We start from the raw sequence: 24,498 nt of genomic DNA, 5'->3' as shown, positions 1-24,498 counted from the left end.
CCGTCATTGGCGCCCCTGTTTCCTGGCTCGCGTTACTTCTTTTTGCGACGGTTGGCGATGTGAATCGCTCCGCCGGCAACACCCAGAGCCGCTTCATGCACGGACTCGGACAGAGTCGGATGTGCAAAACAGGTCAGGGCGAGATCTTCGGCACTGGAACCAAACTCCATGGCGATGACGCCCTGAGCAACGATTTCAGAGGCCTGGGGACCCACCACGTGGAAACCGACAATACGGTCGGTTTTCGCGTCGGCGATGATCTTGACCATGCCGGACGCCGCATTCGCTGCCATGGCTCGACCATTGGCGGCGAATGGGAAAGTACCCACATTGTACTCCTCACCTTCCGCTTTCATCTCCTGCTCGGTCTTCCCGACCCAGGCAACTTCCGGCGACGTGTAGATCACGTTCGGGATGCAGTCGTAGTTAACCTGCGGCTTGTGCCCGGCAATACGCTCAGCAACCATAACGCCTTCTTCGGATGCCTTGTGGGCCAGCATCGGACCACGAACCACGTCACCAACCGCCCAGACACCGGGCGCTTCGGTTTTACAGTTGTCATCCACGAAGATGAAACCGCGTTCGTCCAACTTAACACCGGAGTCTTCAGACAGCAGGTTATCGGTATATGGGCGACGGCCAACGGCGACGATCAGCTTGTCAAACTTGGCTTCCTGCTTACCCTTCGAATCTTCATAGGTCACATTGACCAGTTTGCGCTTGACTTCCGCACCAGTCATACGTGCGCCCAGCACAACGTTAAGCCCCTGCTTCTGGAACTGTTTCAGTGCATCCTTGGCAACCTGCTGGTCAACGACTGGCAGGAAGGTGTCAACCGCTTCAAGTACGGTTACCTCTGCCCCCAGGCGAGCCCATACGCTGCCCAGCTCGAGACCGATAACACCTGCCCCGATAACGCCGAGACGCTTGGGAACCTCAGTGAATTCCAGAGCGCCCTCAGAGTCCACGATGTGCGTGCCATCGAACGGCGCAGGTGGAATCTGGATGGGACGTGAACCCGTGGCGATAATCACGTTCTCCGCCTCGTAGGTTTTTTTCTTGCCATCCTTGTCGGTCACTTCCACGTTACGGTTGGCCAACAGTTTCCCGTGGCCATAGATCGGTGTAACGCCGTTAGACTTGAACAGGCCGCCGATGCCACCGGTCAACTGGTCCACGATGCCTTCTTTGCGCTTCATCATCTTGGCGATGTCGAAGCCGACTTCCTTGGCGATAATGCCCTGCTCGGCAAAATCGTGGCTGGCTTCCTCATATTTATGGGAAATCTCCAGCAACGCCTTGGATGGAATGCAGCCCACATTCAGGCAGGTACCGCCTAGACGGTTCTTGCCTTCTTTATCGGTCCAGGACTCGATGCACGCGGTTTTCAGGCCCAGCTGAGCCGCTTTGATGGCGGCAACATAGCCGCCCGGGCCAGCGCCAATGACGATTACGTCGTACTTGTCAGACATGTTTTATCCCGTTTTCCAATTCGTTAAGTGTCAGCTCAGACGTCCAGCAGAATGCGCGCTGGGTCTTCAAGCATTTCCTTGATAGCCACCAGGAACTGCACTGCTTCCTTGCCATCGATCATGCGGTGGTCGTAGGAAAGCGCCAGATACATCATCGGCTGAATCTCGACCTTGCCGTTCACTGCCATCGGACGCTCCTGGATCTTGTGCATACCCAGAATGGCCGTCTGTGGCGGGTTGAGGATCGGCGTGGAGATCAGTGAACCGAAGATACCACCGTTGGTGATGGTAAAGGTGCCACCGGTCATATCCTCGATACCGAGCTTGCCGTCTTTGGCCTTCGTTCCGTACTCGACGATTTTCTTCTCAATGTCGGCCAGGCCGAGCGCGTCGGTGTCACGAACCACAGGCACAACGAGGCCGCGATCACTTGACACAGCAATACCGATATCCTGGTAACCATGGTAAACCATGTCGTTACCGTCGATGGAGGCGTTAACCGCAGGGAAGCGTTTCAGCGCTTCGGTCGCTGCCTTGGTAAAGAAGGACATGAAACCGAGCTTGACCCCATGGCGCTTCTCGAAGCTTTCCTTGTATTGCTTGCGCAGCTCCATGACCGGCCCCATGTTCACTTCGTTGAACGTGGTGAGCATGGCCGCGGTCTGCTGAGCATTGACCAGTCGTTTCGCGATACTGGCACGCAGACGCGTCATGGGAACCCGCTTCTCCGGACGCTCGCCGGAACCAACATCCACCTGCGGCATATCGCCCGCCGGCTTCGACGCAGGAGTTGAGGAAGCCCCTGAAGATTTACCAGCATCTATATGATTCTGAACATCTTCTTTTGTTACGCGACCGTCTTTTCCTGTACCTTCGACGGCGTCTGGATCAACGCTATTCTCTTCCGCCAGCTTCCGCGCTGCCGGGCTGAGGATGGCTTCGCCAGATGACTTGGCTGGTGCTTCGGAGGACTTTTCCGAAGTCGCTTCGGGCTTACTCTCTTCTTTCTTGCTGTCATCTTTGGCTGCAGGCTTGGAATCACCAGCCGCGCCTTCCTTGAACTTACCGACGACTTCACCACTTTCTACAGTGTCGCCTTCGCCCTTGAGTACTTCCTCGATAACACCATCCGCCGGAGCTACCACCTCGAGTACGACCTTGTCGGTTTCAATATCGACAATCAGTTCGTCACGTGAACAGGCTTCGCCAGGCTGCTTATGCCAGGTCGCGACTGTCCCTTCTGCGACCGACTCTGGGAATACGGGGGCTTTTATTTCAGTTGACATCTCGGATCCTTAGTTCGGTAGCTCGTCAGATTTCAAACGCGTCGTTAACCAGTTTTTTCTGCTCTTCAATGTGTACCGACATATGGCCACAAGCCGGAGCAGCGGAGGCGTCACGACCGGCATACTGAAGATACAGCTTGGGATTATGACGATGCAGCGCATTACGCATATGATGCTGGCTGCAATACCAGGCCCCCTGGTTCATGGGCTCTTCCTGGCACCAGACCACGTGCTTGAGCTTGCTGTGCTGGCTCAGGAGCTCGTCCAGATCGTCACCCGGGAATGGGTATAGCTGTTCGATACGAACAATAGCAACGTCATCCCGCTCGTCCGCTTTCTTGCGCTCCAACAGGTCGAAGTAGACCTTACCGCTGCACAGAATCAGACGAGTGACCTTTTTCGGGTCGGAGGGTTCTTTCTCCGGCAGTACCGTCTTGAAGGTACCCGATGTCAGGTCGTCCAGTTCCGAGGTGGCTTCCTTATGACGCAACAGGCTCTTTGGCGTAATCGCAACCAAAGGTTTACGCAGCGGACGCTTGACCTGACGACGCAGCATATGGAACACCTGGGATGGCGTGGTTGGCACGCAAACCTGGATGTTGTGTTCCGCGGACAACTGCAGGAAACGCTCCAGCCTTGCCGAGCTGTGCTCCGGACCCTGGCCTTCATAGCCATGTGGCAACAGCAGCGTGAGGCCGCACAGACGCCCCCACTTGTGCTCACCACTGGTCAGGAACTGGTCAATCACCACCTGGGCGCCATTGGCGAAGTCACCAAACTGGGCTTCCCAGACCACAAGACCATTGGGCGCCGTGGTGGAATAACCATACTCGAACGCCATCACCGCCTCTTCTGAGAGCAGTGAGTCGTAGATTTCAAACTTCGGCTGGTTCTCGGCAATGTGCTCCAGCGCAATATGGTGGGCACCGTCCTTCTGGTTGTGCAGTACCGCATGGCGGTGAGAGAAGGTGCCGCGACCAACGTCCTGGCCGGTAATCCGGATGGGATGCCCTTCGTTCAGAAGCGTGGCGTAGGCCATCACTTCACCGTAGCCCCAGTTGATTGGTAGCGCGCCGGCGGTCATTTTTTCCCGGTCGCTGACAATCTTGGACACCTGGCGTTGAACACTGAAGCCTTCCGGCACGTGAGTCAGTTTCTTACCCAGTTTCTGGATCGTCTTGAGGGCGACACTGGATTTGCACTTGGCAGTCCACTCATGCCCCAGGTACGGCGTCCAGTCGACATACAGATCCTTGTTGGGCTCCTTGACCAGGGACTTGACCACGTGGTCGCCCTTATCCAACTCGTCCCGGTAGTCCAGTTCGATCTGTTTGGCTTCGTCCTCAGTGATCACACCGTCAGCAACCAGTTTTTCCGCATAGAGGTTGCGGGTGGTTGTCAGCTTGCGAATCTTTTCGTACATCACCGGCTGTGTTGCGGCCGGCTCATCTGCCTCATTGTGTCCGCGGCGGCGATAGCACACCAGATCGATCACCACATCGTTCTTGAACTCGTGGCGGTAATCCATGGCCATCTGGGTCACGAACATGACAGCCTCGGGATCGTCCGCGTTCACGTGCAGGATCGGGGCCTGAATCATCTTGGCCACATCGGTGCAGTATTCCGTGGAACGGGCATCTTCCTGCTTGCTGGTGGTAAAACCGACCTGGTTGTTGATGACGATATGAATAGTACCGCCAACACCATAGCCCCGGGTCTGGGACATCTGGAAGGTTTCCATAACCACACCCTGCCCGGCGAACGCTGCGTCACCGTGCATGATGATGGGCACACACTGGGTGCCGTTAGGGTCGTTGCGCCGGGTCTGGCGGGCACGGACTGAGCCTTCAACCACCGGAGACACGATCTCAAGGTGCGACGGGTTAAACGCCAGCGCAAGGTGGATTTCGCCACCTTCAGTCATCACGTTGGAAGAGAAACCCTGATGGTATTTAACGTCACCAGAACCGGAATCAGCGAGTTTCTTGCCTTCAAACTCGTCAAACAGTTCTTTCGGGTTCTTGCCGAGTGTATTAACCAGAACATTCAACCTGCCCCGGTGGGCCATGCCCAACACGATTTCCTTCGCGCCGTAGCTGCCTGCCCGCTGGATCAGCTCATCCAGACAGGGAATCAGGCTCTCGCCACCTTCAAGCCCAAACCGTTTTACGCCCGGATAGCGGGAACCCAGATACTTTTCGAGGCCTTCCGCTGCGGTTAACCGTTCCAGCAAATGCTTACGGGTTCCAGACTCGTAGTTGGGACGCGAGCGTACCGGCTCCATGCGTTGCTGGAACCAGCGTTTGATACGAGTGTCCACAACGTGCATATATTCCGCACCGATGCTTTCACAGTACGTCTGCCGAAGACCACCCACGATGTCCCGAAGCTTCATTGTCTCGGAGCCAAAGTTCAGCGAGCCGGTCTGAAACTCGAGGTCGTAGTCCGCTTCCGATAGTTCGTGAAAGGATGGATCGAGATCTTCAACCTGTGGACGGTTCCATACACCTAGGGGATCCAGCTTTGCTTCCTGGTGGCCACGAAAACGGAAGGCATTGATCAACTGGAGGACACGGATCTGCTTTTTGTCGGCATCAACCGTTGCACTGGCAGGTACGCCGCTGCTGGCTAGAAAGCGCTGGTTACGGGATATGTGTTCAAACTGCTGGCGGATGGACGAATGATCTATATCACGGCCTTTGTAGCCATCCACACTGGGAAGTTTATCGAAATAGCTGCGCCATTCTTCGGGAACGGCATTGGGGTCTGTCAGGTAGGTTTCGAAAAGCTGTTCAACATAGGCGAGATTCCCTCCTTGTAGGTGGGAAGTCTGCCACAACTGCTCCATTATGCTTTCGTGCATTTTGAATAGCTCACCTTGGGCTGGTGCGGGGAGCTGGCTATGGTCGGCCAGGGGTATATCTGAGTCAATACGGGTTTTTACGGGATCGACTTTGGCCACCACATCCAACAAGGATGTTTTCCGTTCCCCGGTGGTTATTATACTCAGCAATCCGCCAGGAACCTTTTAAGCTCCCGTGACGGCCTGCGTAGTGTGCACCCTGCTAAGACTTTTGACTATAAGCCTTTGGTTGAAGGGCCCGCGTCGTTGCGGGCCCTTCCGGGTGCGAGCCTTGTCAGCACAGTATAGCGTTTGTTTCAGATTCTGCTTACGTCGCCCGCTGAAGCAGAAGGTTCCGAATGTGGCCGATCGCCCGTGTTGGGTTAAGGCCTTTCGGACAAACGCTGACACAGTTCATGATGCCCCGACAGCGGAATACACTGAACGGATCATCCAGATTGGCAAGACGCTCCTCCTGTGCAGTATCCCGGCTGTCGGCCAGGAACCGGTAGGCTTGCAGCAATCCGGCCGGGCCAACGAACTTGTCCGGATTCCACCAGAACGAGGGGCAAGCCGTGGAACAGCAGGCACAGAGAATACACTCGTACAGGCCGTCCAGCTTTTCCCGGTCTTCCGGTGACTGGTAACGCTCAATGGCGGGCGCCGGATTGTCGTTGACCAGGTACGGCATAACCTTCTCGTACTGTTTGTAGAACAGGCTCATGTCCACAACCAGGTCACGAATCACCGGCAGGCCCGGAAGTGGGCGAACAACCAGCTTGTTGTTCTTGAGCACTTCCGACAGCGGCGTGATGCAGGCAAGACCGTTCTTGCCATTCATGTTCATACCATCGGACCCACAGACGCCTTCCCGACAGGAACGGCGATAGGCCATTGAGGGGTCTTGCTCCTTGACCAGGTTAAGGACATCCAGAACCATCAGGTCCTTTCCTTCCGGTATATCCAGCTCTACGTCCTGCATATAGGGCGCATTGTCGGTTTCCGGGTTGTAGCGGTACAGGCTTACTAACATTGCACAATCCCCCTTAGTAAGTCCGGATCTTCGGCTGGAATGTATCCACCGTTTTCGGAGCGAAGTTTACATCACGCTTTCCAACACGCTTGTCCAGCGGGAAGTACAGCGAATGCTTCAGCCAGTTTTCATCATCACGCTCGGTAAAGTCGTTACGGGCATGAGCACCGCGACTTTCCTTGCGCTCGTAGGCTGAAACAGCCGTTGCAAGTGCAACTTCATAAAGGTTATCAAGCTCAAGGGCTTCGATACGCGCGGTGTTGAAGGCATTGCTGGTATCCGCGAGCCTGGTATTGCGTACGCGCTTACCAATCGCTTCCAGCTTCTCAAGACCTTCTTCCATGCTCTTGCCGTCACGGAACACACCGAAGTAAAGCTGCATGCAGTTCTGCAGATCCTTGCGCACTTCGGCAACGCTCTCGCCTTCCGAGGCGCTGTTCAGGCGATCAAGGCGCGCCATCGCGTTCTTGATGTCTTCCTCACTGGCGCCGTCCACCTCAAAGCCGCCGCGAAGCTGCTCTTCAATGTGCAAGCCAGCAGCACGGCCGAAGACGACCAGATCCAGCAGGGAGTTACCGCCAAGACGGTTGGCACCATGAACGGACACACAAGCTGCTTCACCGCAGGCAAACAACCCGGGAATGGGCGTATCGTTACCGCTCTCATCCTGAGTCAGGGCCTGACCACCTACGTTGGTGGGAATCCCGCCCATCATGTAGTGACAGGTTGGCACAACCGGCACCGGCTCTTTAACCGGGTCCACGTGCGCAAAGGTGCGTGAAAGCTCACAAATACCCGGCAGGCGCAGGTTCAGTGTTTCTTCACCGAGGTGGTCCAGCTTCAATAGAACGTGATCCTTGTCCGGACCGCATCCACGGCCTTCCAGGATCTCAATCACCATGGAGCGGGCAACCACGTCGCGACCAGCCAGGTCTTTGGCGTTCGGAGCGTAACGCTCCATGAAACGTTCACCCTCGGAATTGATCAAGTAACCGCCCTCACCTCGACAACCTTCTGTTACCAGAGTACCGGCGCCATGAATGCCCGTGGGGTGGAACTGCCACATCTCCATGTCCTGCATCGGGAAACCGGCACGGAGCGCCATACCAATACCGTCGCCGGTATTGATCAGGGCGTTGGTGGTGGAGGCATAGATGCGACCTGCACCGCCAGTGGCAAGAACGGTTGCCTTGGACTTGATGTAAGCCACTTCGCCAGTCTCGATTTCGATGGCGACGACACCAACCACTTCGTTTTTACTGTTCTTCACCAGATCAACGGCGTACCACTCGTTCAGGAAGGTGGTTCCGCCCTTGAGGTTCGCCTGATAGAGCGTGTGCAGGAGCGCGTGACCGGTACGGTCCGCAGCAGCACAGGTACGCGCCGCCTGGGCAGGATTGTCCGGCCCCTTGGACTGACCACCAAACGGACGCTGATAAATACGGCCCTGCTCGGTACGGGAGAACGGCAGCCCCATGTGCTCCAGCTCGAACACAGCCTGCGGGCCCACGGAACACATGTACTCAATCGCGTCCTGGTCACCGATATAGTCGGAACCCTTGACGGTGTCGTACATGTGCCAGCGCCAGTCATCATTGGGGTCGGCACTGGCGATGGCGCAGGTAATACCGCCCTGGGCAGATACAGTGTGGGAACGGGTCGGAAATACCTTGGTGATACATGCGGTATTGACGCCGGATTCTGTCAGCTGAAGGGCGGCACGCATACCGGCACCGCCGCCACCGATAACAATCGCGTCATAAGACATGGTCTTGATATTAGCCATTAATTAAAGCCCCCAAAGAATCTGAATGCCCCAGACCAAATACACGAACATGGCCAGACCGCAAAGTGCCTGTACCAGGAAGCGCGGCAGGGTCGCCTTGATGTAATCCGTTGTCACTGTCCAGAGCCCAACCCAGGCGTGCGCGCCGATTGAGAGCAGTGCAAGCAGGGTGAAGATGCGGAACCAGGTCTGGTCGAAAAGCGCCGACCAGCTGTCGTAATTAACGTCAGTGGTCAGGATGAACCCGAAAAGAAAAACTGTATACAGAGCAAGCACGTAAGCGGTAACACGCTGGATCATCCAGTCGAAAACACCGCTACGTCCGAGATTCGTGACGCTGTTTACCATACCCAGACTCCTGCCAGAAGGATGAGAATAACGGAGATGACGACTGTGGCTTTCGCCGCGAGCCGGCCACTTTCCAGCTCTTCGCCGATGCCCATATCCATCAGCAGGTGCTTGATACCCGCAACCAGGTGGTACAGCAAGGCAGACAGAATGCCCCAGGTAATCAGCTTCGCAAGGAAGCTGTCCAGCAAGCCACTAACCCGACTGAAGCCTTCTTCCCCGGAAAGGGAAAGCTGAAGCCCGTACAACATGAAAGCAACACCCACAAAAATGATGATGCCACTGACGCGATGCAGTATGGACGTGATGGCTGGCAGCGGAAAATGAAACTTGCCGAGATCGAGATTTACTGGTCGTTTGCTATTCACAGCGCTCTCACACTCTCTCTTGGTTCCGCGGGGCCGGAAAAAACCGGATGCGGATGGTTGGTATGTAAGGATCGGTATGCTGAACGGATCCGGCACACGATATGTTCAGGAGGGAGAAAAACCGGCATGCGCTCTTTTGATATCTGACGCTGCGGCCTGTTATATCCCCGATTCCGGGCTACGGATTATAAGGAGTACCCTTTTCAATTACAAACGCGCAACTCTGTCAGGGCCCGTTAAATCAGGCCCTGGGACTCGCTATAAAGAGGATTGACAAAATCAATTAAACCTCGAAAGCAGCCGTATTCCGGATTTCCCTGATTTACAGCAGGCGTCAAATAATGGGTTTTATTGCCTCTTCCATTGACAAAAAAAGCCAACGCCCTATATTTTGCCGCCAGTTTTGCGATAATACGCGCCTTCTAGCGCTTCCAAATGCTGATAAATAGGAGAGCACCATGACCGACAGGAAAGCCACGCTTTCGGTGGGTGACAAGTCCATTGAGCTACCGGTTTACTCAGGCACCGTCGGCCCTGACGTCATTGACGTGAGAAGCCTCGTCCAGGAAGGCGTCTTTACGTACGACCCTGGATTTGTATCCACCGCAGCCTGCGAATCCCAGATCACCTACATCGACGGAGCCAAGGGCGTTCTCCTGCACCGAGGCTACCCAATCGAGGAATTGGCAGAAAACTCCGACTACCTGGAAGTCTGCTACCTCCTGCTTAACGGCGAGCTTCCGACAGCGGAAGAGAACAAGCGCTTCCACGACACCATCAAAAACCACACGATGTTGCACGACCAGATGCGCAACTTCTTCCAGGGTTTCCGCCGTGATGCGCATCCGATGGCCATTATGTGCGGCGTCGTTGGAGCCCTGTCGGCTTTCTATCACGACCAGATGGATGTCACCAACGTCGAGCAGCGTGAAATCACTGCTCACCGACTGATCGCCAAAATGCCAACCATTGCGGCCTGGTGTTACAAGTACAGCATTGGTCAGCCGTTCATGTATCCCCGCAACGACCTGACCTATTCTGAGAATTTCCTGCAGATGATGTTTGGTGTTCCCTGCGAGGAATACAAGCCAAACCCGATCCTCGCCAAGGCGATGGACAAGATTTTCATCCTGCATGCCGATCACGAACAGAACGCGTCCACCTCAACCGTTCGCCTGGCCGGCTCAACCGGCGCCAACCCCTACGCGTGTATTGCCTCCGGTATTGCAGCGCTGTGGGGCCCTGCACACGGCGGTGCCAACGAGGCAGTTCTGGACATGCTCGCGGAAATCGGGGACGAGTCCAACATCGAGAAATTCATCGCCAAGGCGAAGGACAAGGACGACCCATTCCGCCTGATGGGCTTTGGTCACCGGGTCTACAAGAACTTTGACCCGCGCGCCAAGGTAATGGCCGAAACTGCGCATGAAGTTCTGACTGAGCTCGGTCTGGAGAACGACCCTCTCCTGAAGATCGCACAGCGTCTCGAGAAGATTGCCCTTGAAGACGAGTATTTCGTCCAGCGCAAACTCTACCCGAACGTGGACTTCTACTCCGGCCTGATCCTCAAGGCCATCGGCATTCCGACGTCCATGTTTACGGTTATATTCGCCCTTTCGCGGACCATTGGGTGGTTCTCACACTGGAACGAAATGGTCAGCGGCGACTACCGCATTGGCCGGCCGCGACAGCTCTACACAGGCTCCGAAGCAAGAAGCTACCCCAAGAAGTAGCTCCCGGATAGCCGAAATCGAAAGGCCGCTACATCAGCGGCCTTTTTTGTGCCCTCACATTCTGCAATGATTGATGCCTACTTCGCGCTAACACCAACCACGTCTGGAGAAACAGTGATGAACGTAACTGCCGCATTTATCGGTCTCGGCGTAATGGGCTATCCAATGGCCGGCCACCTGGCAAACGCCGGCCTTACAGTCCAGGTATGGAACCGCACTCACGCCAAAGCAGAGAGCTGGGCGAGCCAATATAAAGGCAAGGCCTGCGACTCCATCGCCGCCGCCGTTGCTGACGCAGACTTCGTATTTACCTGTGTGGGTGCCGATATAGATCTGGAAAAAGTCTATGAAGGCCCTGAGGGCATCATTGCCAACGCCAAGCCCGGCGCCGTGCTGGTCGACCATACAACTGCTTCGGCAGGCATTGCAGAGCAACTGGGCCAGCTTGCCAGCGCCCGCAATCTTGAGTTCATTGACGCCCCGGTATCCGGTGGTCAGCAGGGTGCGGAAAACGGCCAGCTTACCATTATGTGTGGCGGGGAGGCTGGCCCTTTTTCGCAAGCGAAACCGCTGATGAAGCATTACGCCAAAGCCCTGAACCACATGGGACCGATCGGCAGCGGCCAGAAGACGAAGATGGTCAACCAGATCGCCATCGCCGGACTGGTTCAGGGCCTCTCAGAAGCCCTTCACTTTGCCGAACAGGCGGAACTGGATGTCCGCAAGGTCGTCGACGTGATCTCAAAAGGAGCAGCTCAATCGTGGCAGATGGAAAATCGCTCAGGCACCATGATTGATGGGGAGTTCGAGCACGGCTTCGCTGTCAACTGGATGCGCAAGGACCTGGCAATCTGCCTCGAAGAGGCGCGAAAAAACGGCTCAAGGATTCCGGTCGCCGCACTCGTTGACCAGTTCTATGGAGATGTTCAGCAGATGGGGGGAAGCCGCTGGGATACGTCTTCACTGATACAACGGCTACGCAAGAAACCCTGAGGTTCGCTTTCAAACAACTGGCAGGATAGGTGTCGAGCCCAACCTGCCAGTCATCCTATAGTCACTTCTCTTTCGGCTGCCATTTGCCGTTCACAAACCACGCAGACCAGCCTGTCGCTTTGCCGTCCTTTTCCGACATCACATACTGCTCCTTGCTCTTCCGGCTGTAACGGATAACCGTCGGATTACCTTCCGGGTCACGCTCCGGAGCATCCATCAAGTAACCGTACTTGGGATCAATTTCCTTGCGGTGAGGTTTGATCTCCATAACCAGTGGCGGACGCGTCTCCCGATTCTTGGGAAACTTGCTGGCAGCCAGGAACAATCCGGAAGCGCCATCACGCAGCACATAGGTGTCTTCAACCTTCTGGCACTGTAGCTCAGGCATCGGCACCGGATCCATCTTGGGAGGCGCAGGCTCGCCGCTTTTCAGCAGCTTGCGTGTGTTCTTGCATTCGGTGTTGGTACAGCCGAAGTATTTACCAAAACGCCCGGTTTTAAGCTGCATTTCGGAGCCGCACTTGTCGCACTCCAGGGTTGGACCTTCATAACCCTTGATTCGGAACGTACCCCTCTCCACTTCATAGCCGGAACAATCCGGGTTGTTACCGCACACATGGAGTTTGCGACCTTCGTCCACCAGGTAACTGTCCATGGCCGTTCCGCATTTCGGGCAACGCCGCTTCTTTCGGAGCAGACGGGTTTCACCTTCGCCATCGACATCTTCGTCCGCGCTGACAACCTCGTCACCGGACACCAGGTTGATGGTCGTTTTGCACCGTTCTTTAGGCGGCAGGGAGTACCCTGAGCATCCCAGGAAAACGCCGGTACTGGCCACGCGAATCTGCATGGGGCGACTGCAAGTCGGGCACGGAATGTCGGTCTCGGTTGGGGTATTCGCCCGCATGCTTCCGTCTTCGCCACTCTCGGCGGTTTCCAGTTGCTGACGGAAACGACCGTAGAAATCATTGAGCACCTTTTTCCAGTCCACCTCGCCACCGGCGATGTCATCCAGCTCACCTTCCATTTTCGCGGTGAAGTCAAAGTCCATCAGGTTCGGAAAGGATTCCGACAACCGTTCGGTGACGATCTCGCCCATTTTTTCAGCGTAGAAGCGGCGATTCTGCAAACGGACGTAGCCGCGATCCTGAATGGTGGAGATAATCGATGCGTAGGTGGATGGCCGCCCAATACCCTGCTTCTCCAGCTCCTTGACCAGGCTCGCCTCGGTATAGCGCGGCGACGGCTTGGTGAAATGCTGGCTGGGATCGAGCTTCTTCAGTGTCAGGGTTTCGTCAACCTTGATATCCGGAAGCGCGATATCTTCATCTTTCTTGGCCGACTGGGGCGCCACTTTGAGGAAACCCTCAAACTTGATGATCCGCCCCCGCGTACGAAGCTCGTAATCACCGTTGGCAACCACAATGGACGTGCTCAGGAATTCAGCATCAGCCATCTGGCAGGCAATAAACTGGCGCCAGATCAGGTCGTAGAGCTTCTCAGCATCTTTCTCCAGGCCGCTTATATCGGCCGGCCTACGACTCACATCGGTCGGACGGATGGCCTCGTGGGCCTCCTGGGCACCCTCTTTGCTACCGTATACCCTTGGTTTCTCCGGCAGGAATTTATCACCGAACTGCTTTTTGACAAATTCGCGGCAACCGCTCACGGCATCCTGGCTCAGGTTGGTCGAGTCGGTACGCATGTAGGTAATGAAGCCGGCCTCATAGAGGCGCTGGGCCAGCATCATCGTTTTCTTGACGCTGAACCCCATCCGGTTGCTGGCCGCCTGCTGCAGCGTGGACGTAATAAAGGGGGCGGAGGGACGTGAGCGTGTCGGCTTGTCCTCTCGTTTGGCCACCTTGAAGGTACCATCCTTCAGGCGCTCAACGTGATCGGTGCTCTGCTTTTCACTGACCGGACGATAGGCTTTATCGTCGTATCGGGTCACCTCAAAACGAACGGGCTGCTCGGCCTGCTTCGAAGCCAGGTCAGCATGCAACTGCCAGAACTCTTCGGGAATGAACTTGCGAATTTCCCGTTCGCGTTCGACGATAAGCCGGACTGCAACCGACTGAACCCGACCCGCCGAAAGGCCGCGTGCAATCTTGGCCCACAGCAATGGCGATACCATATAGCCGACGACCCGGTCGAGGAATCGACGCGCCTGCTGCGCGTTAACGCGGTTGTTATCGAGATTCCCCGGATCCTTGAAGGCCTCCTGGATGGCACGCTTGGTTATCTCATTGAACACCACGCGGCGATATTTTTCGGGTTCGCCCCCAATGGTCTGCTGGAGGTGCCAGGCGATCGCCTCCCCCTCACGGTCCAAATCCGTCGCGAGATAGATATGATCGGCGGACTTTGCCAACCGCTTGAGTTCGCTGACAACCTTTTCCTTGCCGGGCAGTATCTCGTATCGGGCGATCCAGTCCTGGTCAGGATCTACCCCCATGCGGGCAACCAGTTGCTCCCTGGACTTCCGTTTCTTGTGAACCACCTTCTCTTCCGGGCTCATCTTGCGGGTCAACGCGGCCTGCCTGGCACGTTCTTTCGGATCTGACGTTGAGCCGCTACCGCTGACCGGAAGGTCGCGAATGTGCCCGACGCTGGACTTCACAATGAAGTCGGACCCCAGGTATTTGTTGATGGTCTTCGCTTTCGCTGGCGACTCGACAATAACGAGGCTTTTACCCATATCGGAGATCTGTGTCCTTGGCGATAATCGGTTAAAAAATCAGCAAACCGGAAACTCGCTGTAAAATCAGTCGGCTAGAAAACAGTCCATAGCCGCCACAAGTGTATAGGTGCATTGTTTTACAGGGTCAAGAAAAGCAAGACAACCCATTCTTTTATTTCCAGGCGCCTTTTTCTCCAGTCAGAGACAGGAAAGCCCGGCGTTTGCCGGGCCTCCTGAGACCGCGTTACTGATTCTGCTCAATGAATCAGAGACGCTCCCATACCGTTGCAATGCCCTGCCCCAGGCCGATACACATGGTGGAAACACCAAGCTTACCGCCTTTGGCCTGCATGACATTCAGCAGGGTTGTAGAGATACGTGCACCGGAACAACCCAGCGGATGCCCAAGGGCAATCGCGCCACCATTCAGGTTTACTTTCTCTTCCATTACACCCAACAGCTTCAGGTCTTTCAGGACCGGCAGGGACTGACCCGCAAAGGCTTCGTTCAGTTCCCAGAAGTCGATATCTTCGACTTTCAGGCCTGCGCGCTTCAACGCCTTCTTGGTGGCCGGAACCGGGCCGTAACCCATGATCGCGGGATCACAACCGGCAACAGCCATGCTGCGAATCCTGGCAACCGGCTTCAGGCCCAGAGCTTCAGCACGCTCTGCGGACATCAGCACCATGGCTGCGGCACCGTCAGTCAGCTGCGAGGACGTACCTGCAGTCACTGTACCGTTTTTCGGATCGAACGCTGGCTTCAGCTGACCCAGCGATTCAGCGGTGGTTTCGGGACGAATGGTCTCGTCTTCCTCGATCAGCACTTTAAAGCCGTTCTCGTCATGGCCTTCAATCGGAACGATTTCGTTCTTGAAGCGGCCTTCCTGAGTGGCTTCATGCGCCAGGCGATGTGAACGTGCGCCAAACTCGTCCTGCTGCTCACGGGTGATGCCGTGCATCTTGGCGAGCATTTCTGCGGTCAGGCCCATCATATTGGATGCTTTGGCAGAGTACTTGGACGCAGCCGGGTTGTGGTCAAAACCGTCGGTCATGGGAATGTGACCCATGTGCTCAACACCACCCACGAAGAACACATCGCCGTTGCCAGTCTGGATCGCCTGGGCGGCGGTGTGGATCGCGCTCATGGCAGAACCACACAGACGGTTCACGGTCTGCGCAGCAGACTCATGAGGGATGCGGGTCAGCAATGAAATCTGACGCGCCACGTTGAAGCCCTGCTCTTTGGTCTGGTTTACACAGCCCCAGATCACATCTTCAACTTCTTTCGGGTCGAGCTTCGGGTTGCGCTCAAACAGTGCTTCGATAAGCGCAGCCGACAGGGTCTCCGCACGAACATTGCGGAAGCAGCCGTTTTTGGCACGCCCCATCGGAGTCCGCACGCAATCGACGACGACAACGTCTCTCGGATTAAGGCTCATAGATCTTTCTCCGTTCGGAAATCTCGTTCAGGGTTAGCCAAAGAACTTTTCGCCAGTCTTGGCCATTTCACGCAGCTTCTCGGTCGGATGGTACAGGGGACCAAGATCTGCAAACTTGTCTGCCAGCTCGACGAACTTGTCGACACCCATGTCGTCGATATAACGCAGGGCACCACCACGGAACGGCGGGAAGCCGATACCGAAAATCAGGCCCATATCGGCGTCTGCCGGGTCTTCAACAATGCCGTCTTCCAGGCAGCGAACGGTTTCGAGGCACAGAGGCAGCATCATACGTGCGATGATGTCCTCGTCGCTGAAATCGTTCTTACCCTGAACAACCGGCTCAAGCAGCTTGTAGGTTTCTTCGTCGACAACCTTCTTCTGCTTGCCCTTGCGGTCCAGTTCGTACTTATAGAAGCCCTTGTCGTTCTTCTGTCCGTAACGGTTGTTATCAAACATCACGTCAATGGCGGTAGTACCTTCGTGCTTCATGCGGTCCGGGAAGCCGTCAGCCATGACTTCGCCAGCGTGCTTGCCGGTGTCCATGCCAACCACGTCCAGCAGATAGGCTGGGCCCATCGGCCAACCGAACTTCTCCATGACCTTATCGACGTGCTGGAAATCCGCGCCGTCACGTACCAGGTTCACAAAACCACCGAAGTACGGGAACAGCACACGGTTGACCAGGAAGCCAGGGCAATCGTTGACCACAATCGGGGTCTTACCCATGGCCTTGGCGTAGGCCACTGTGGTGGCAATAGCCTTGTCACTGGTCTTCTCACCACGGATAACCTCAACCAGGGGCATCATGTGCACCGGGTTAAAGAAGTGCATGCCGCAGAAGTTTTCCGGACGCTTCAGGTTCTTGGCCAGAAGATCGATGGAAATGGTGGAGGTATTGGACGTCAGGATCGCGTCTTCACGAACATTGTCTTCGGTCTCACGCAGAACAGCGTCTTTAACCTTCGGGTTCTCAACAACGGCCTCAACAACCAGATCGACGTTCTTGAAGTCGCCGTAGTTGAGTGTCGGCGTGATGCTGTTCAGAACGTCAGCCATCTTGCTGGCGTCCATTTTACCCTTGTCAACGCGCTTGGAAAGAAGCTTCTTGGCCTCTTTAAGACCCAGAGCGATACCTTCCTGGGCGATGTCCTTCATGATGATGGGCGTACCCTTCAATGCGGACTGGTAAGCCACACCGCCACCCATGATGCCAGCGCCCAGAACGGCCGCCAGTTTCACGTCATTGGCTTCCTTTTCCCAGGCCTTGGCCTTTTTCTTCAGCTCCTGGTCGTTCAGGAACAGGCCAACCAGGCAGGCTGCCACGTTGGTTTTGGCCATCTTGGCGAAGCCTTTAGCCTCAACCTCGATCGCTTTGTCACGGGTAAGGCCGGCATGCTTCTGCATGACCTTGATCGCCTCGACCGGTGCCGGATAGTTCTTGCCAGCCTGGCCGGCAACGTACGCCTTGGAGATCTCGAAAGCCATCATGCTTTCCATGGCGTTCAGCTTGATCTTGCCCTTCTTCTCTTCACGACGCGCCTGGTAATCCAGCTTGCCGTCGTTGCACTGGTTGATAATGCTGATGGCCGCATCTACCAGCTTCTCACCCTCAAGTACGGCATCAACTGCACCGACTTTAAGGGCTTTGTCGGCACGGTTCTCAGTGCCGCCGCAAATCCATTCAACCGCGTAGTCAACACCGACCAGACGGGACAGACGCACAGTGCCACCGAAACCTGGGAAAATGCCCAGCTTTACTTCCGGAAGACCTACTTTGGCCTTCTTGTCCATCACCCGGTAGTCCGTGGCAAGACACATTTCAAAGCCGCCACCCAGCGCCATACCGTTGATCGCCGTTACGGTGGGGAAAGGCAGATCTTCAATCGCGCTGAATACTTCATTGGCCTTGAGGTTGTTGGCAACGAGGTCTTCTTCCGGCCCGGCAAACAGGTCGGTAAATTCCGTAATGTCGGCGCCAACAATAAAGCTGTCCTTGGAACTGGTCACGACAAGGCCTTTCAGGCCCTTCTGCGCTTCCAGTTTGTCAGTCGCGGCGCGGAGCTCTTCAATCGTGAGACGGTTGAACTTGTTCACTGACTCGCCCTGCAAGTCAAAGTTCAACTGAGCGATCCCGCCTTCGATCTCTTTAACCGTGATGGCTTTACCTTCGTAAATCATCAACTGATCTCCAGTCTGTGTTTGGAACTGCTGAAACAGCCGCACAAGCGCTTCGCAAGACGACCGCTGATGCAGCGAGATTTCGGTCACTGTTTTCAATCAATACCCGATCAAGCGATCCAAAAATTCATACAGTCGTTTGAATCGTGGTGTGACACGATGAAAAAAAACGGCTCGTTTGTCAATTTGTTTCTGGAAGAATCAACCCGACCAGCCTCGAAATGGACAGCCGAACGGCATTAGGAGGCGAATGGAATTGTTGTTTATCAAGTATGTAGTTCGAGGTATTGATGCGAAACGGTAGGTTTATCACGTAAATTTTAAATTTGTTTACATTTACTCCCGTAGCGCCCCCTAAAACAACTTGATTGGTCGGCGGAGTTACTTTACCTTCAGCCTAAGACTTTAGTCCACAATAATAAAACAGCCTTAACGGAGACCCATCCGATGAAAGACGCTCGCTTGCGGGTACGTTCCCTGGTAACGGCGCTCGTGCTGTTACTGATCACCTCCTTTACGGTCCGCGCCCAGGAAGGCGACGGCTTTCTTTCGGACCTGCATAACTTCCGGGTCAATAACTACATGGCACTCGACGCCTACTATCGGTTCAGCGCAAGCGGCGATACCGAAACCCTGAACGAGATTGTCGCCAGTATCAATGCCGCCAACGAATCCATGAATTCGGTCGCCGACAGCACCGCCGGCGTACTGTCCGGAGAACAGGTTGAAAGCCTCAACGTGGAGTTCGACAAATTCAAGGATCTGATGCGGAGCAACATCAACGACGTGCGCAACACCGGCTATCCCGACCTGCGCCTGGTGTCCGATATGGCGAACCAGGCGTTATCGATGAACCAGGTGGCTTCAGAGATGTACGCGGTTGCCCGGGAAAGCGCCGAAGTCGCAACTGCCCAGAGAGTTGAAGCCGCACGCTCGGCGGCAGTCACTATGGCACAGATGATGGCCAAGTACTCCGCCCGCACCCATTCCTCGGTATCGCAAACCTTCCAGGGCTCCTCCAACGACATCCCTCTTGACGAGCAGGCAAAGCAGTTTGACGCCTTCCTGTCACAGATCACCAAAGGCGGTGCCCAGGGCCCACTAAAAGCCGCCCTGGACGACCTGACCTCCAAGTGGGAGTTCATTCGGGGCTCCTATATTAACTATAACGACAACAACGTTGCGTTTGTGATCGACCGCTATTCCAAAGGCATTCTCCGGGGCCTGGAAACAACCATTGGCCTGTTGCGCGAAAACGCCTGACGTCCACGCCGGCTGGGGCAGATTGTAGCCCCAGCCAACTCTCCTTTTGTCACCTTTCCAGTCAGTCATTGATACCTGTCAGTGTTGGTTTACACTTATGGGACAAGGTACTGCTTTGGCACACCAAGAGTTTGACCCCATCCGCGAAGGAGCGATGCGATGTCGATCTATAAGAAGATACTGGTGGCAATCGATCTGACCGAAGAGGCCCCCCAGGTACTCAATAAGGCCGTCGAAATAAGCAAAGCCCATGGTGCTGAGTTGATGCTTGTGCACGTAGTGGAGCCTGTTGGCTACGCCTATGGGGGCGACATTCCGATGGACCTGACGGAACTTCAGGATCAACTGGACAAGGCGGCAAAGGAACAGCTTGCCGGGTACGGTGAAAAGTACAATGTTGGCAAAGACAATCAGATAGTGACGGTGGGGCGCCCTGAATCCGAAATCCATCGGCTGTCTGAAGAGCAGAGTGTGGACCTGGTCATCGTGGGAAGCCACGGCCGCAAAGGATTCCAGTTGCTTCTAGGATCAACCGCCAACGGTGTGTTGCATGGCACCGTCTGCGATGTCCTTGCGATCCGCATCCAGTAGCCGGACGATGGCCGCGGCGCCCTAGTCGGCGCCGTCGCCCTTCATTTTTGCTTCCAGTTTTCGAAGCTGACTTTCCAGGGAAAAACTCACACTGGAGGCCATTGAGAAGAAGTTCAGCAATGCCTTCAGGTTACTGTCCCCCTCGCACACCGAATGGATCCGCTGCCATAACGCCTGGTTGACCAACTGCAGGCGTTGATTTCTCTCCACCAGCCCTTTCAGTTCCCAGTCTGGCTCCTTGTGGTTACGTTTCGCCAGGTACTGCTGCAAAAGGTAGTGAGACACACTCCTCATGATGAATTCATCGTTGCTGGCAAACGGCAAGTGATGCACGGCCATCGACTTCAGTTCGGACAACACCGGACACCCGCTTGTCGCCATTTTCAGCCCCAGCAATGACCTCAGGGACTCCTCAAGCGTGGTGTCCTTGGAATAACGCCTGCGGTCGTCTGTAACCTCCACAGTCACCTTCTGGTAGGCGTCCTCTGCCTGAAAGGCGTTCACAACCGGAAGCATTTCAACGGCGGCGGGACATCGTGGCGACTCCGATGCTTTCAGCGGGCAGTTGGCGCATTGGCAGTGCTCCAACCTTGTCCAGCTCGGCAGGTTGCCCACCGGCTCAGCTGGCCGGTCCGTTACTTTAAACGTCTCGGAACGCTTGTCTTCAAATTTGAAGTGGTACGTTACATTCATTGATTCGCCTGTTCTTCCAGCTCCATCCAGCGCTCGATGACCTTCTCCAGGTGGGCTTCCTTGTCCCCGAGGTCCGCCAGGGTCGTGGAGACGCTCTCAGCGGGCCCGGAGTAGAATTCCGGATCGGAAATCTGTGCCCGAAGCTTTTCCAGTTCCGCCTCCAGCTCTTCAATCTGGCCCGGAAGTTTTTCCAGTTCAAGCTTCAGTTTGTAGCTGAGTTTTACGGGTTTTGTTTTTTTGGTGTCTGCCACTGCGGGCGCTTCCGGCTTCTTTTCCGGCACTGGGCTCTGGTTCTTTGGCGGCTTGGTGGCCTTTCGGCTTACCCCCTCAGAAGGGAACCGGCCACCCTGCCTCCGCCAATCGGTATACCCACCGACAAACTCCGCGACTCTGCCAGAGCCGTCCAGGAACACCGTATCAGTAGCGACGTTATCGAGGAACTCGCGGTCGTGGCTGATAACGATCACAGTACCGGCAAATTCCACCAGCCGGGATTCAAGTAACTCCAGGGTCTCCACGTCCAGATCATTGGTCGGCTCATCCAGCACCAGGATATTGGCCGGCTTGCTGAAGAGCTTGGCAAGAAGAAGACGCGCACGCTCACCCCCGGAAAAGACACGCACAGGGGACCTCGCCCGTTCCGGGCTGAACAAAAATTCCTGCAGATATCCCAGTACGTGCTTGCTCTGGCCGTTAATTTCGATGAACTCCCGCCCCTCGGACAGGTTATCCAGCGCATTGCGTTCAAGGTCGAGCTCACCCCGGAGCTGGTCGAAGTAAGCGATCTGCAAATTGGTGCCGAGGCGAATTCGGCCATCTGTGGGCTTCAGGTCTCCCAGCATTAGCCGGACCAGGGTGGTCTTCCCAGTGCCATTTTCACCAACGAGGCCAATCTTATCGCCCCTGAGGACCGTCATGTTCATGTCGCGAATGACTGCGGTACCATCAGGATAGGCAAATCCGGCATCACTGGCTTCCACCACCAGTTTCCCGGAACGGGCGGCGTCTTCCACCGAAAAGCTCGCAGTTCCACCGCGTTCGCGACGTTGCTGGCGTTCTTCACGCATGGCCTTTAGCGCCCTCACCCGGCCCATATTGCGGGTCCTACGAGCCTTAATCCCCTGGCGTATCCACGCCTCTTCCTGTTTTAGCCGCTTGTCGAACAGCGCATTCTGGCGATCTTCCTCCTCCAGAGCCTTTTCCTTTAGGTCCAGATAGCGGTCGTACGTAGCGGCAAAACTCACCAGATGCCCGCGGTCCAGTTCCACGATGCGCGTGGCCATGCGGCGTATAAACGCGCGGTCGTGGCTGACAAACAGAATCGCGCCACGGAATTGACCAAGGGCCTCTTCCAGCCAGGCAATGGCGGGCACATCCAGGTGGTTGGTAGGCTCATCCAGTAACAGGATATCCGGCTCGGTCACCAGGGCACGCGCCAACAGGACGCGTCGCTGCCAACCGCCGGAGAGCGTGTTCAGACGCTGCTCCGGGTCGATGCCGTATTGCTCGAGGATGGCGCCGACTTTCTGGTCCAGACGCCAGCCATCCAGCGCCTCAAGGCGCTCCTGTACTTTCATCAGCCGGTCCAGGCTGGCTTCATCCGCAGTCTGGGACAACCGATGAAATTCCGCGAGCAATTCCCCGGTCTCCGGGAAAGCACCGGAAACGGCCTCATACGCGGTTCGAGTATCATTGACGGGGAGATTCTGGGGCAGCACTGACAACACCGCACCGTCGTCCAGCCGGACAACACCGCCGTCCGCCGTTACCTCACCGCTGACGATCTTCAGTAGTGTGGATTTTCCCTCGCCATTCCTGCCAAGAAGACACAAACGTTCACCTGCCTCGATGGTCATAGAGGCTTGGTCGAGCAATGGCTGCATGCCAAAAGCAAGGGATACGGCATCCAGCGTTAACAATGGCACGTTACTGATTCTCCGTTGTGGCAGTCGTTTGCAGAGTAATCGGATCACCGACCCGGATGGTCCCGTCCGATTCATGAATGGCGTTCATTCCGAAAATGACGCCGTCAGAGGTTCGCCGATAGGTTCCAAGCATCCTTAAAGGCTGCAGATCTACGGACTTTACGCCTTGGTCCGGATCCACGGTGGTCATAACACAGCGGGAACAGGGCTTTACCAGCGTGAATGCCGTTTCCCCGATGCGTGCAGATGTCCAGTTGTCCTCATCCCAGGCCCCCGCGCCCTCAACAACAATGTTCGGCCGGAACCTTCGCATATCGATGGCCGAATCAAGGCGCGTGTTCAGCTCTTCAAGGGACGCAAGGTTGGTGATCAGGAATGGAAAACCATCGGCAAAGCTGACCCGACGATACTCGGTAACCCGGCTCGCATCAACGCGGCGGAAGGTTTCCTCGGGCATATACACAAAGCGAAATGTCTGGCCACAGTAGCGGGACAGCGCGGCAGATGCCTTGTCCTCTCCGTACACCGCTTTCGCCCAGTCCCGCCAGACCCTGACACGACACTCCTCAGTGTCCGGCAACAATGGAAACTCGCCCTCCCCCGGTATATCGACAAAGACCTGCCCTGAGTCCAACCGGGTTTTGATCATGGCGAGTTCCGGATTGCTTCGCTGGGTAACGAACTCGCGCTCGGAATCAACGATCATCCAGCGACGGTCATCGGCCGGACCGAACTCGTCCAGAAGGAATGAAGAAACCTGGATTCCGGCCAGGGATTTGACCGGATAGACATACAACGAATGTACCTGCATGGGCGCTCCCGAAACACTGACGACAAGGCATCCAATATGACCTGGCAGTATAACCGAGAACAGGGTGTGAAGACTGTGGCTTGCAGGCTAAAAATGAAAAACCCGGCCTTTCCTTTCGAAAAGACCGGGTTTTTGGAATCTGGAGCGGGAAACGAGATTCGAACTCGCGACCCCAACCTTGGCAAGGTTGTGCTCTACCAACTGAGCTATTCCCGCTTGATCAACGGACGCGTATTCTACGGATTCATCCGGGTTCGTCAACTCTTTTTTCAGGACCTTTTTTATCCCCATATTCAGACCGGTACGATCTCCTGTTCGCCTAACGTCAACCCGATCACGCGCGCAACGGTCTCAGACAGTGCAGCGTAATCCACACGCTGATCGTTGAGTAAAGAATCATATCCCATACCCAGAGTGACATTCACCAGCAGCGTTGCGTCTCTCTCCGGTGATGGCGAATCCAGCCGCTTCAGTATCTGCCGCAGGCCTGCGGTCCAGGCTTCACGATAGCTTCTTGCCAGGCCCGCAAGACGGTCATCCCTTAGCGCTTCCATAAGGAACACCTGCTCCGCCAGCATCTGCTGCCTTCGCTTTGTAAACTGCTCATGGAGGTAGGCCGTCGATATTACCGACAAACGCGCAGCCAATTCTTTGCGTTGGGGACCATTGCGCCGAAGGGTTTCTGCAGGGGTGGTATCCAGCACCAGATTGATGGTGTCATAAAAGCCATCAAGATTGTCCCGGGCTTTTTCAGCGAAAAGCATGAATGAGTCACTGATCAATTCATGAATATCGCGAAAGTAATAGGTGGTGGCGGCCAGAGGCACTTTCGCTTCCCTCGCAACAGCTCGATGCTTGATGCCTCGCAAACCGTCACGAGCTGCAATTCGAAGGGTCGCCTCCAGGATTTTAAGACGCCGTAGCTCGCTTTTTACACGTAAGGTCTTGCGCCCCCTGTAGCGAATCGACTGCCGAAGTAATCGGTTCTCCGGCAGTTCACTGTTCGCCTGGAGTGCGGGGTTCTGTAACTGCCCCATGGCTGGTTTTCCTTG

18 protein-coding genes and 1 tRNA gene are annotated in these 24,498 nt (G+C 55.7%); 4 read left to right on the top strand and 15 right to left on the bottom strand.

The features are described 5' to 3' along the window. Window positions 1–32 precede the first annotated feature (32 nt). The 7 genes from lpdA to sdhC form a co-directional block, all read right to left on the bottom strand. Window positions 33–1,472: a dihydrolipoyl dehydrogenase gene (gene lpdA / locus AAGD24_RS09820; RefSeq protein ID WP_036208061.1), complete on the bottom strand. Its 1,440-nt coding sequence runs from the start codon at window positions 1,470–1,472 to the stop codon at window positions 33–35. Window positions 1,473–1,507: 35 nt separating this feature from the next. Then, on the bottom strand, window positions 1,508–2,758 hold the full coding sequence (gene odhB, locus AAGD24_RS09815; RefSeq protein ID WP_151982046.1) for a 2-oxoglutarate dehydrogenase complex dihydrolipoyllysine-residue succinyltransferase: 1,251 nt from the start codon (window positions 2,756–2,758) through the stop codon (window positions 1,508–1,510). 25 nt (window positions 2,759–2,783) lie between these two features. After that, window positions 2,784–5,621: a 2-oxoglutarate dehydrogenase E1 component gene (locus tag AAGD24_RS09810; protein ID WP_036208482.1), complete on the bottom strand. Its 2,838-nt coding sequence runs from the start codon at window positions 5,619–5,621 to the stop codon at window positions 2,784–2,786. Between the two features lie 307 nt (window positions 5,622–5,928). Continuing rightward, window positions 5,929–6,633 (bottom strand): succinate dehydrogenase iron-sulfur subunit, encoded by a 705-nt coding sequence (locus tag AAGD24_RS09805; protein WP_036208067.1) that lies wholly within the window; start codon window positions 6,631–6,633, stop codon window positions 5,929–5,931. Window positions 6,634–6,646: 13 nt separating this feature from the next. Then, window positions 6,647–8,419: a succinate dehydrogenase flavoprotein subunit gene (sdhA, locus tag AAGD24_RS09800; protein WP_075196838.1), complete on the bottom strand. Its 1,773-nt coding sequence runs from the start codon at window positions 8,417–8,419 to the stop codon at window positions 6,647–6,649. A gap of 3 nt (window positions 8,420–8,422) precedes the next feature. Further along, window positions 8,423–8,767: a succinate dehydrogenase, hydrophobic membrane anchor protein gene (gene sdhD / locus AAGD24_RS09795; RefSeq protein ID WP_036208073.1), complete on the bottom strand. Its 345-nt coding sequence runs from the start codon at window positions 8,765–8,767 to the stop codon at window positions 8,423–8,425. Continuing rightward, a complete protein-coding gene (sdhC, locus tag AAGD24_RS09790; protein ID WP_036208076.1) occupies window positions 8,761–9,135 on the bottom strand; it encodes a succinate dehydrogenase, cytochrome b556 subunit in 375 nt (124 codons plus the stop codon). The genes sdhD and sdhC overlap by 7 nt, the downstream gene beginning before the upstream one ends. Before the next feature lie 458 nt (window positions 9,136–9,593). Here sdhC and gltA point away from each other — a divergent pair, with 458 nt between their 5' ends. Beyond that, entirely contained in the window at window positions 9,594–10,868 is a 1,275-nt protein-coding gene (gene gltA / locus AAGD24_RS09785) for a citrate synthase (RefSeq protein ID WP_036208079.1), read from the top strand. A gap of 117 nt (window positions 10,869–10,985) precedes the next feature. Continuing rightward, the gene (locus AAGD24_RS09780) at window positions 10,986–11,861 is read left to right on the top strand and encodes an NAD(P)-dependent oxidoreductase (RefSeq protein ID WP_091642052.1); all 876 of its coding nucleotides are present in this window, start codon (window positions 10,986–10,988) and stop codon (window positions 11,859–11,861) included. Window positions 11,862–11,922: 61 nt separating this feature from the next. On the opposite strand, the gene topA is transcribed toward AAGD24_RS09780, so the two are convergent. The 3 genes from topA to fadB all read right to left on the bottom strand — a co-directional run bounded on the left by topA (window position 11,923) and on the right by fadB (window position 18,163). After that, window positions 11,923–14,559 carry a type I DNA topoisomerase gene (topA, locus tag AAGD24_RS09775; protein ID WP_379867282.1) on the bottom strand — a complete coding sequence of 879 codons (2,637 nt, stop codon included), beginning with the start codon at window positions 14,557–14,559 and terminating at the stop codon, window positions 11,923–11,925. A gap of 247 nt (window positions 14,560–14,806) precedes the next feature. Then, window positions 14,807–15,982, bottom strand: a complete 1,176-nt coding sequence (fadA, locus tag AAGD24_RS09770; RefSeq protein WP_036208088.1) for an acetyl-CoA C-acyltransferase FadA — start codon at window positions 15,980–15,982, stop codon at window positions 14,807–14,809. A 33-nt stretch (window positions 15,983–16,015) separates the two neighbouring features. Next, a complete protein-coding gene (gene fadB, locus AAGD24_RS09765; protein ID WP_036208096.1) occupies window positions 16,016–18,163 on the bottom strand; it encodes a fatty acid oxidation complex subunit alpha FadB in 2,148 nt (715 codons plus the stop codon). Window positions 18,164–18,610: 447 nt separating this feature from the next. Here fadB and AAGD24_RS09760 point away from each other — a divergent pair, with 447 nt between their 5' ends. Together AAGD24_RS09760 and AAGD24_RS09755 are read left to right on the top strand one after the other, a co-directional pair. Then, window positions 18,611–19,426 carry a hypothetical protein gene (locus AAGD24_RS09760; protein ID WP_085680839.1) on the top strand — a complete coding sequence of 272 codons (816 nt, stop codon included), beginning with the start codon at window positions 18,611–18,613 and terminating at the stop codon, window positions 19,424–19,426. Between the two features lie 159 nt (window positions 19,427–19,585). After that, window positions 19,586–20,017, top strand: coding sequence for a universal stress protein (locus AAGD24_RS09755; RefSeq protein ID WP_036208100.1), 432 nt, complete (start codon window positions 19,586–19,588; stop codon window positions 20,015–20,017). Between the two features lie 21 nt (window positions 20,018–20,038). Here the strand turns inward: AAGD24_RS09755 and AAGD24_RS09750 are convergent, their stop codons facing one another. From AAGD24_RS09750 to AAGD24_RS09730, 5 genes are all read right to left on the bottom strand, one after another. Further along, on the bottom strand, window positions 20,039–20,710 hold the full coding sequence (locus AAGD24_RS09750) for a DUF6901 family protein (protein ID WP_075196843.1): 672 nt from the start codon (window positions 20,708–20,710) through the stop codon (window positions 20,039–20,041). After that, window positions 20,707–22,635, bottom strand: coding sequence for an ATP-binding cassette domain-containing protein (locus tag AAGD24_RS09745; RefSeq protein ID WP_379867280.1), 1,929 nt, complete (start codon window positions 22,633–22,635; stop codon window positions 20,707–20,709). The genes AAGD24_RS09750 and AAGD24_RS09745 overlap by 4 nt, the downstream gene beginning before the upstream one ends. A gap of 1 nt (window position 22,636) precedes the next feature. After that, window positions 22,637–23,446, bottom strand: a complete 810-nt coding sequence (locus AAGD24_RS09740; protein ID WP_036208108.1) for an MOSC domain-containing protein — start codon at window positions 23,444–23,446, stop codon at window positions 22,637–22,639. A 140-nt stretch (window positions 23,447–23,586) separates the two neighbouring features. Beyond that, window positions 23,587–23,662 (bottom strand) — tRNA-Gly (locus AAGD24_RS09735). A 77-nt stretch (window positions 23,663–23,739) separates the two neighbouring features. Next, a complete protein-coding gene (locus AAGD24_RS09730) occupies window positions 23,740–24,483 on the bottom strand; it encodes a TetR/AcrR family transcriptional regulator (RefSeq protein ID WP_379867278.1) in 744 nt (247 codons plus the stop codon). Window positions 24,484–24,498 lie beyond the last annotated feature (15 nt).

Source organism: Marinobacter sp. M5B (assembly GCF_042604615.1).
Classification (GTDB): domain Bacteria; phylum Pseudomonadota; class Gammaproteobacteria; order Pseudomonadales; family Oleiphilaceae; genus Marinobacter; species Marinobacter salarius.
This window is presented reverse-complemented; position numbering and strand designations above follow the sequence as displayed.

Excerpts from the sequence above, each read along its gene's own strand:
- lpdA (WP_036208061.1), bottom strand. The coding sequence starts at position 1,472 with ATGTCTGACAAGTACGACGTAATCGTCATTGGCGCTGGCCCGGGCGGC.
- odhB (WP_151982046.1), bottom strand. The coding sequence starts at position 2,758 with ATGTCAACTGAAATAAAAGCCCCCGTATTCCCAGAGTCGGTCGCAGAA.
- AAGD24_RS09810 (WP_036208482.1), bottom strand. The coding sequence starts at position 5,621 with ATGCACGAAAGCATAATGGAGCAGTTGTGGCAGACTTCCCACCTACAA.
- AAGD24_RS09805 (WP_036208067.1), bottom strand. The coding sequence starts at position 6,633 with ATGTTAGTAAGCCTGTACCGCTACAACCCGGAAACCGACAATGCGCCC.
- sdhA (WP_075196838.1), bottom strand. The coding sequence starts at position 8,419 with ATGGCTAATATCAAGACCATGTCTTATGACGCGATTGTTATCGGTGGC.
- sdhD (WP_036208073.1), bottom strand. The coding sequence starts at position 8,767 with ATGGTAAACAGCGTCACGAATCTCGGACGTAGCGGTGTTTTCGACTGG.
- gltA (WP_036208079.1), top strand. The coding sequence starts at position 9,594 with ATGACCGACAGGAAAGCCACGCTTTCGGTGGGTGACAAGTCCATTGAG.
- AAGD24_RS09780 (WP_091642052.1), top strand. The coding sequence starts at position 10,986 with ATGAACGTAACTGCCGCATTTATCGGTCTCGGCGTAATGGGCTATCCA.
- topA (WP_379867282.1), bottom strand. The coding sequence starts at position 14,559 with ATGGGTAAAAGCCTCGTTATTGTCGAGTCGCCAGCGAAAGCGAAGACC.
- fadA (WP_036208088.1), bottom strand. The coding sequence starts at position 15,982 with ATGAGCCTTAATCCGAGAGACGTTGTCGTCGTCGATTGCGTGCGGACT.
- fadB (WP_036208096.1), bottom strand. The coding sequence starts at position 18,163 with ATGATTTACGAAGGTAAAGCCATCACGGTTAAAGAGATCGAAGGCGGG.
- AAGD24_RS09760 (WP_085680839.1), top strand. The coding sequence starts at position 18,611 with ATGAAAGACGCTCGCTTGCGGGTACGTTCCCTGGTAACGGCGCTCGTG.
- AAGD24_RS09755 (WP_036208100.1), top strand. The coding sequence starts at position 19,586 with ATGTCGATCTATAAGAAGATACTGGTGGCAATCGATCTGACCGAAGAG.
- AAGD24_RS09750 (WP_075196843.1), bottom strand. The coding sequence starts at position 20,710 with ATGAATGTAACGTACCACTTCAAATTTGAAGACAAGCGTTCCGAGACG.
- AAGD24_RS09740 (WP_036208108.1), bottom strand. The coding sequence starts at position 23,446 with ATGCAGGTACATTCGTTGTATGTCTATCCGGTCAAATCCCTGGCCGGA.
- AAGD24_RS09730 (WP_379867278.1), bottom strand. The coding sequence starts at position 24,483 with ATGGGGCAGTTACAGAACCCCGCACTCCAGGCGAACAGTGAACTGCCG.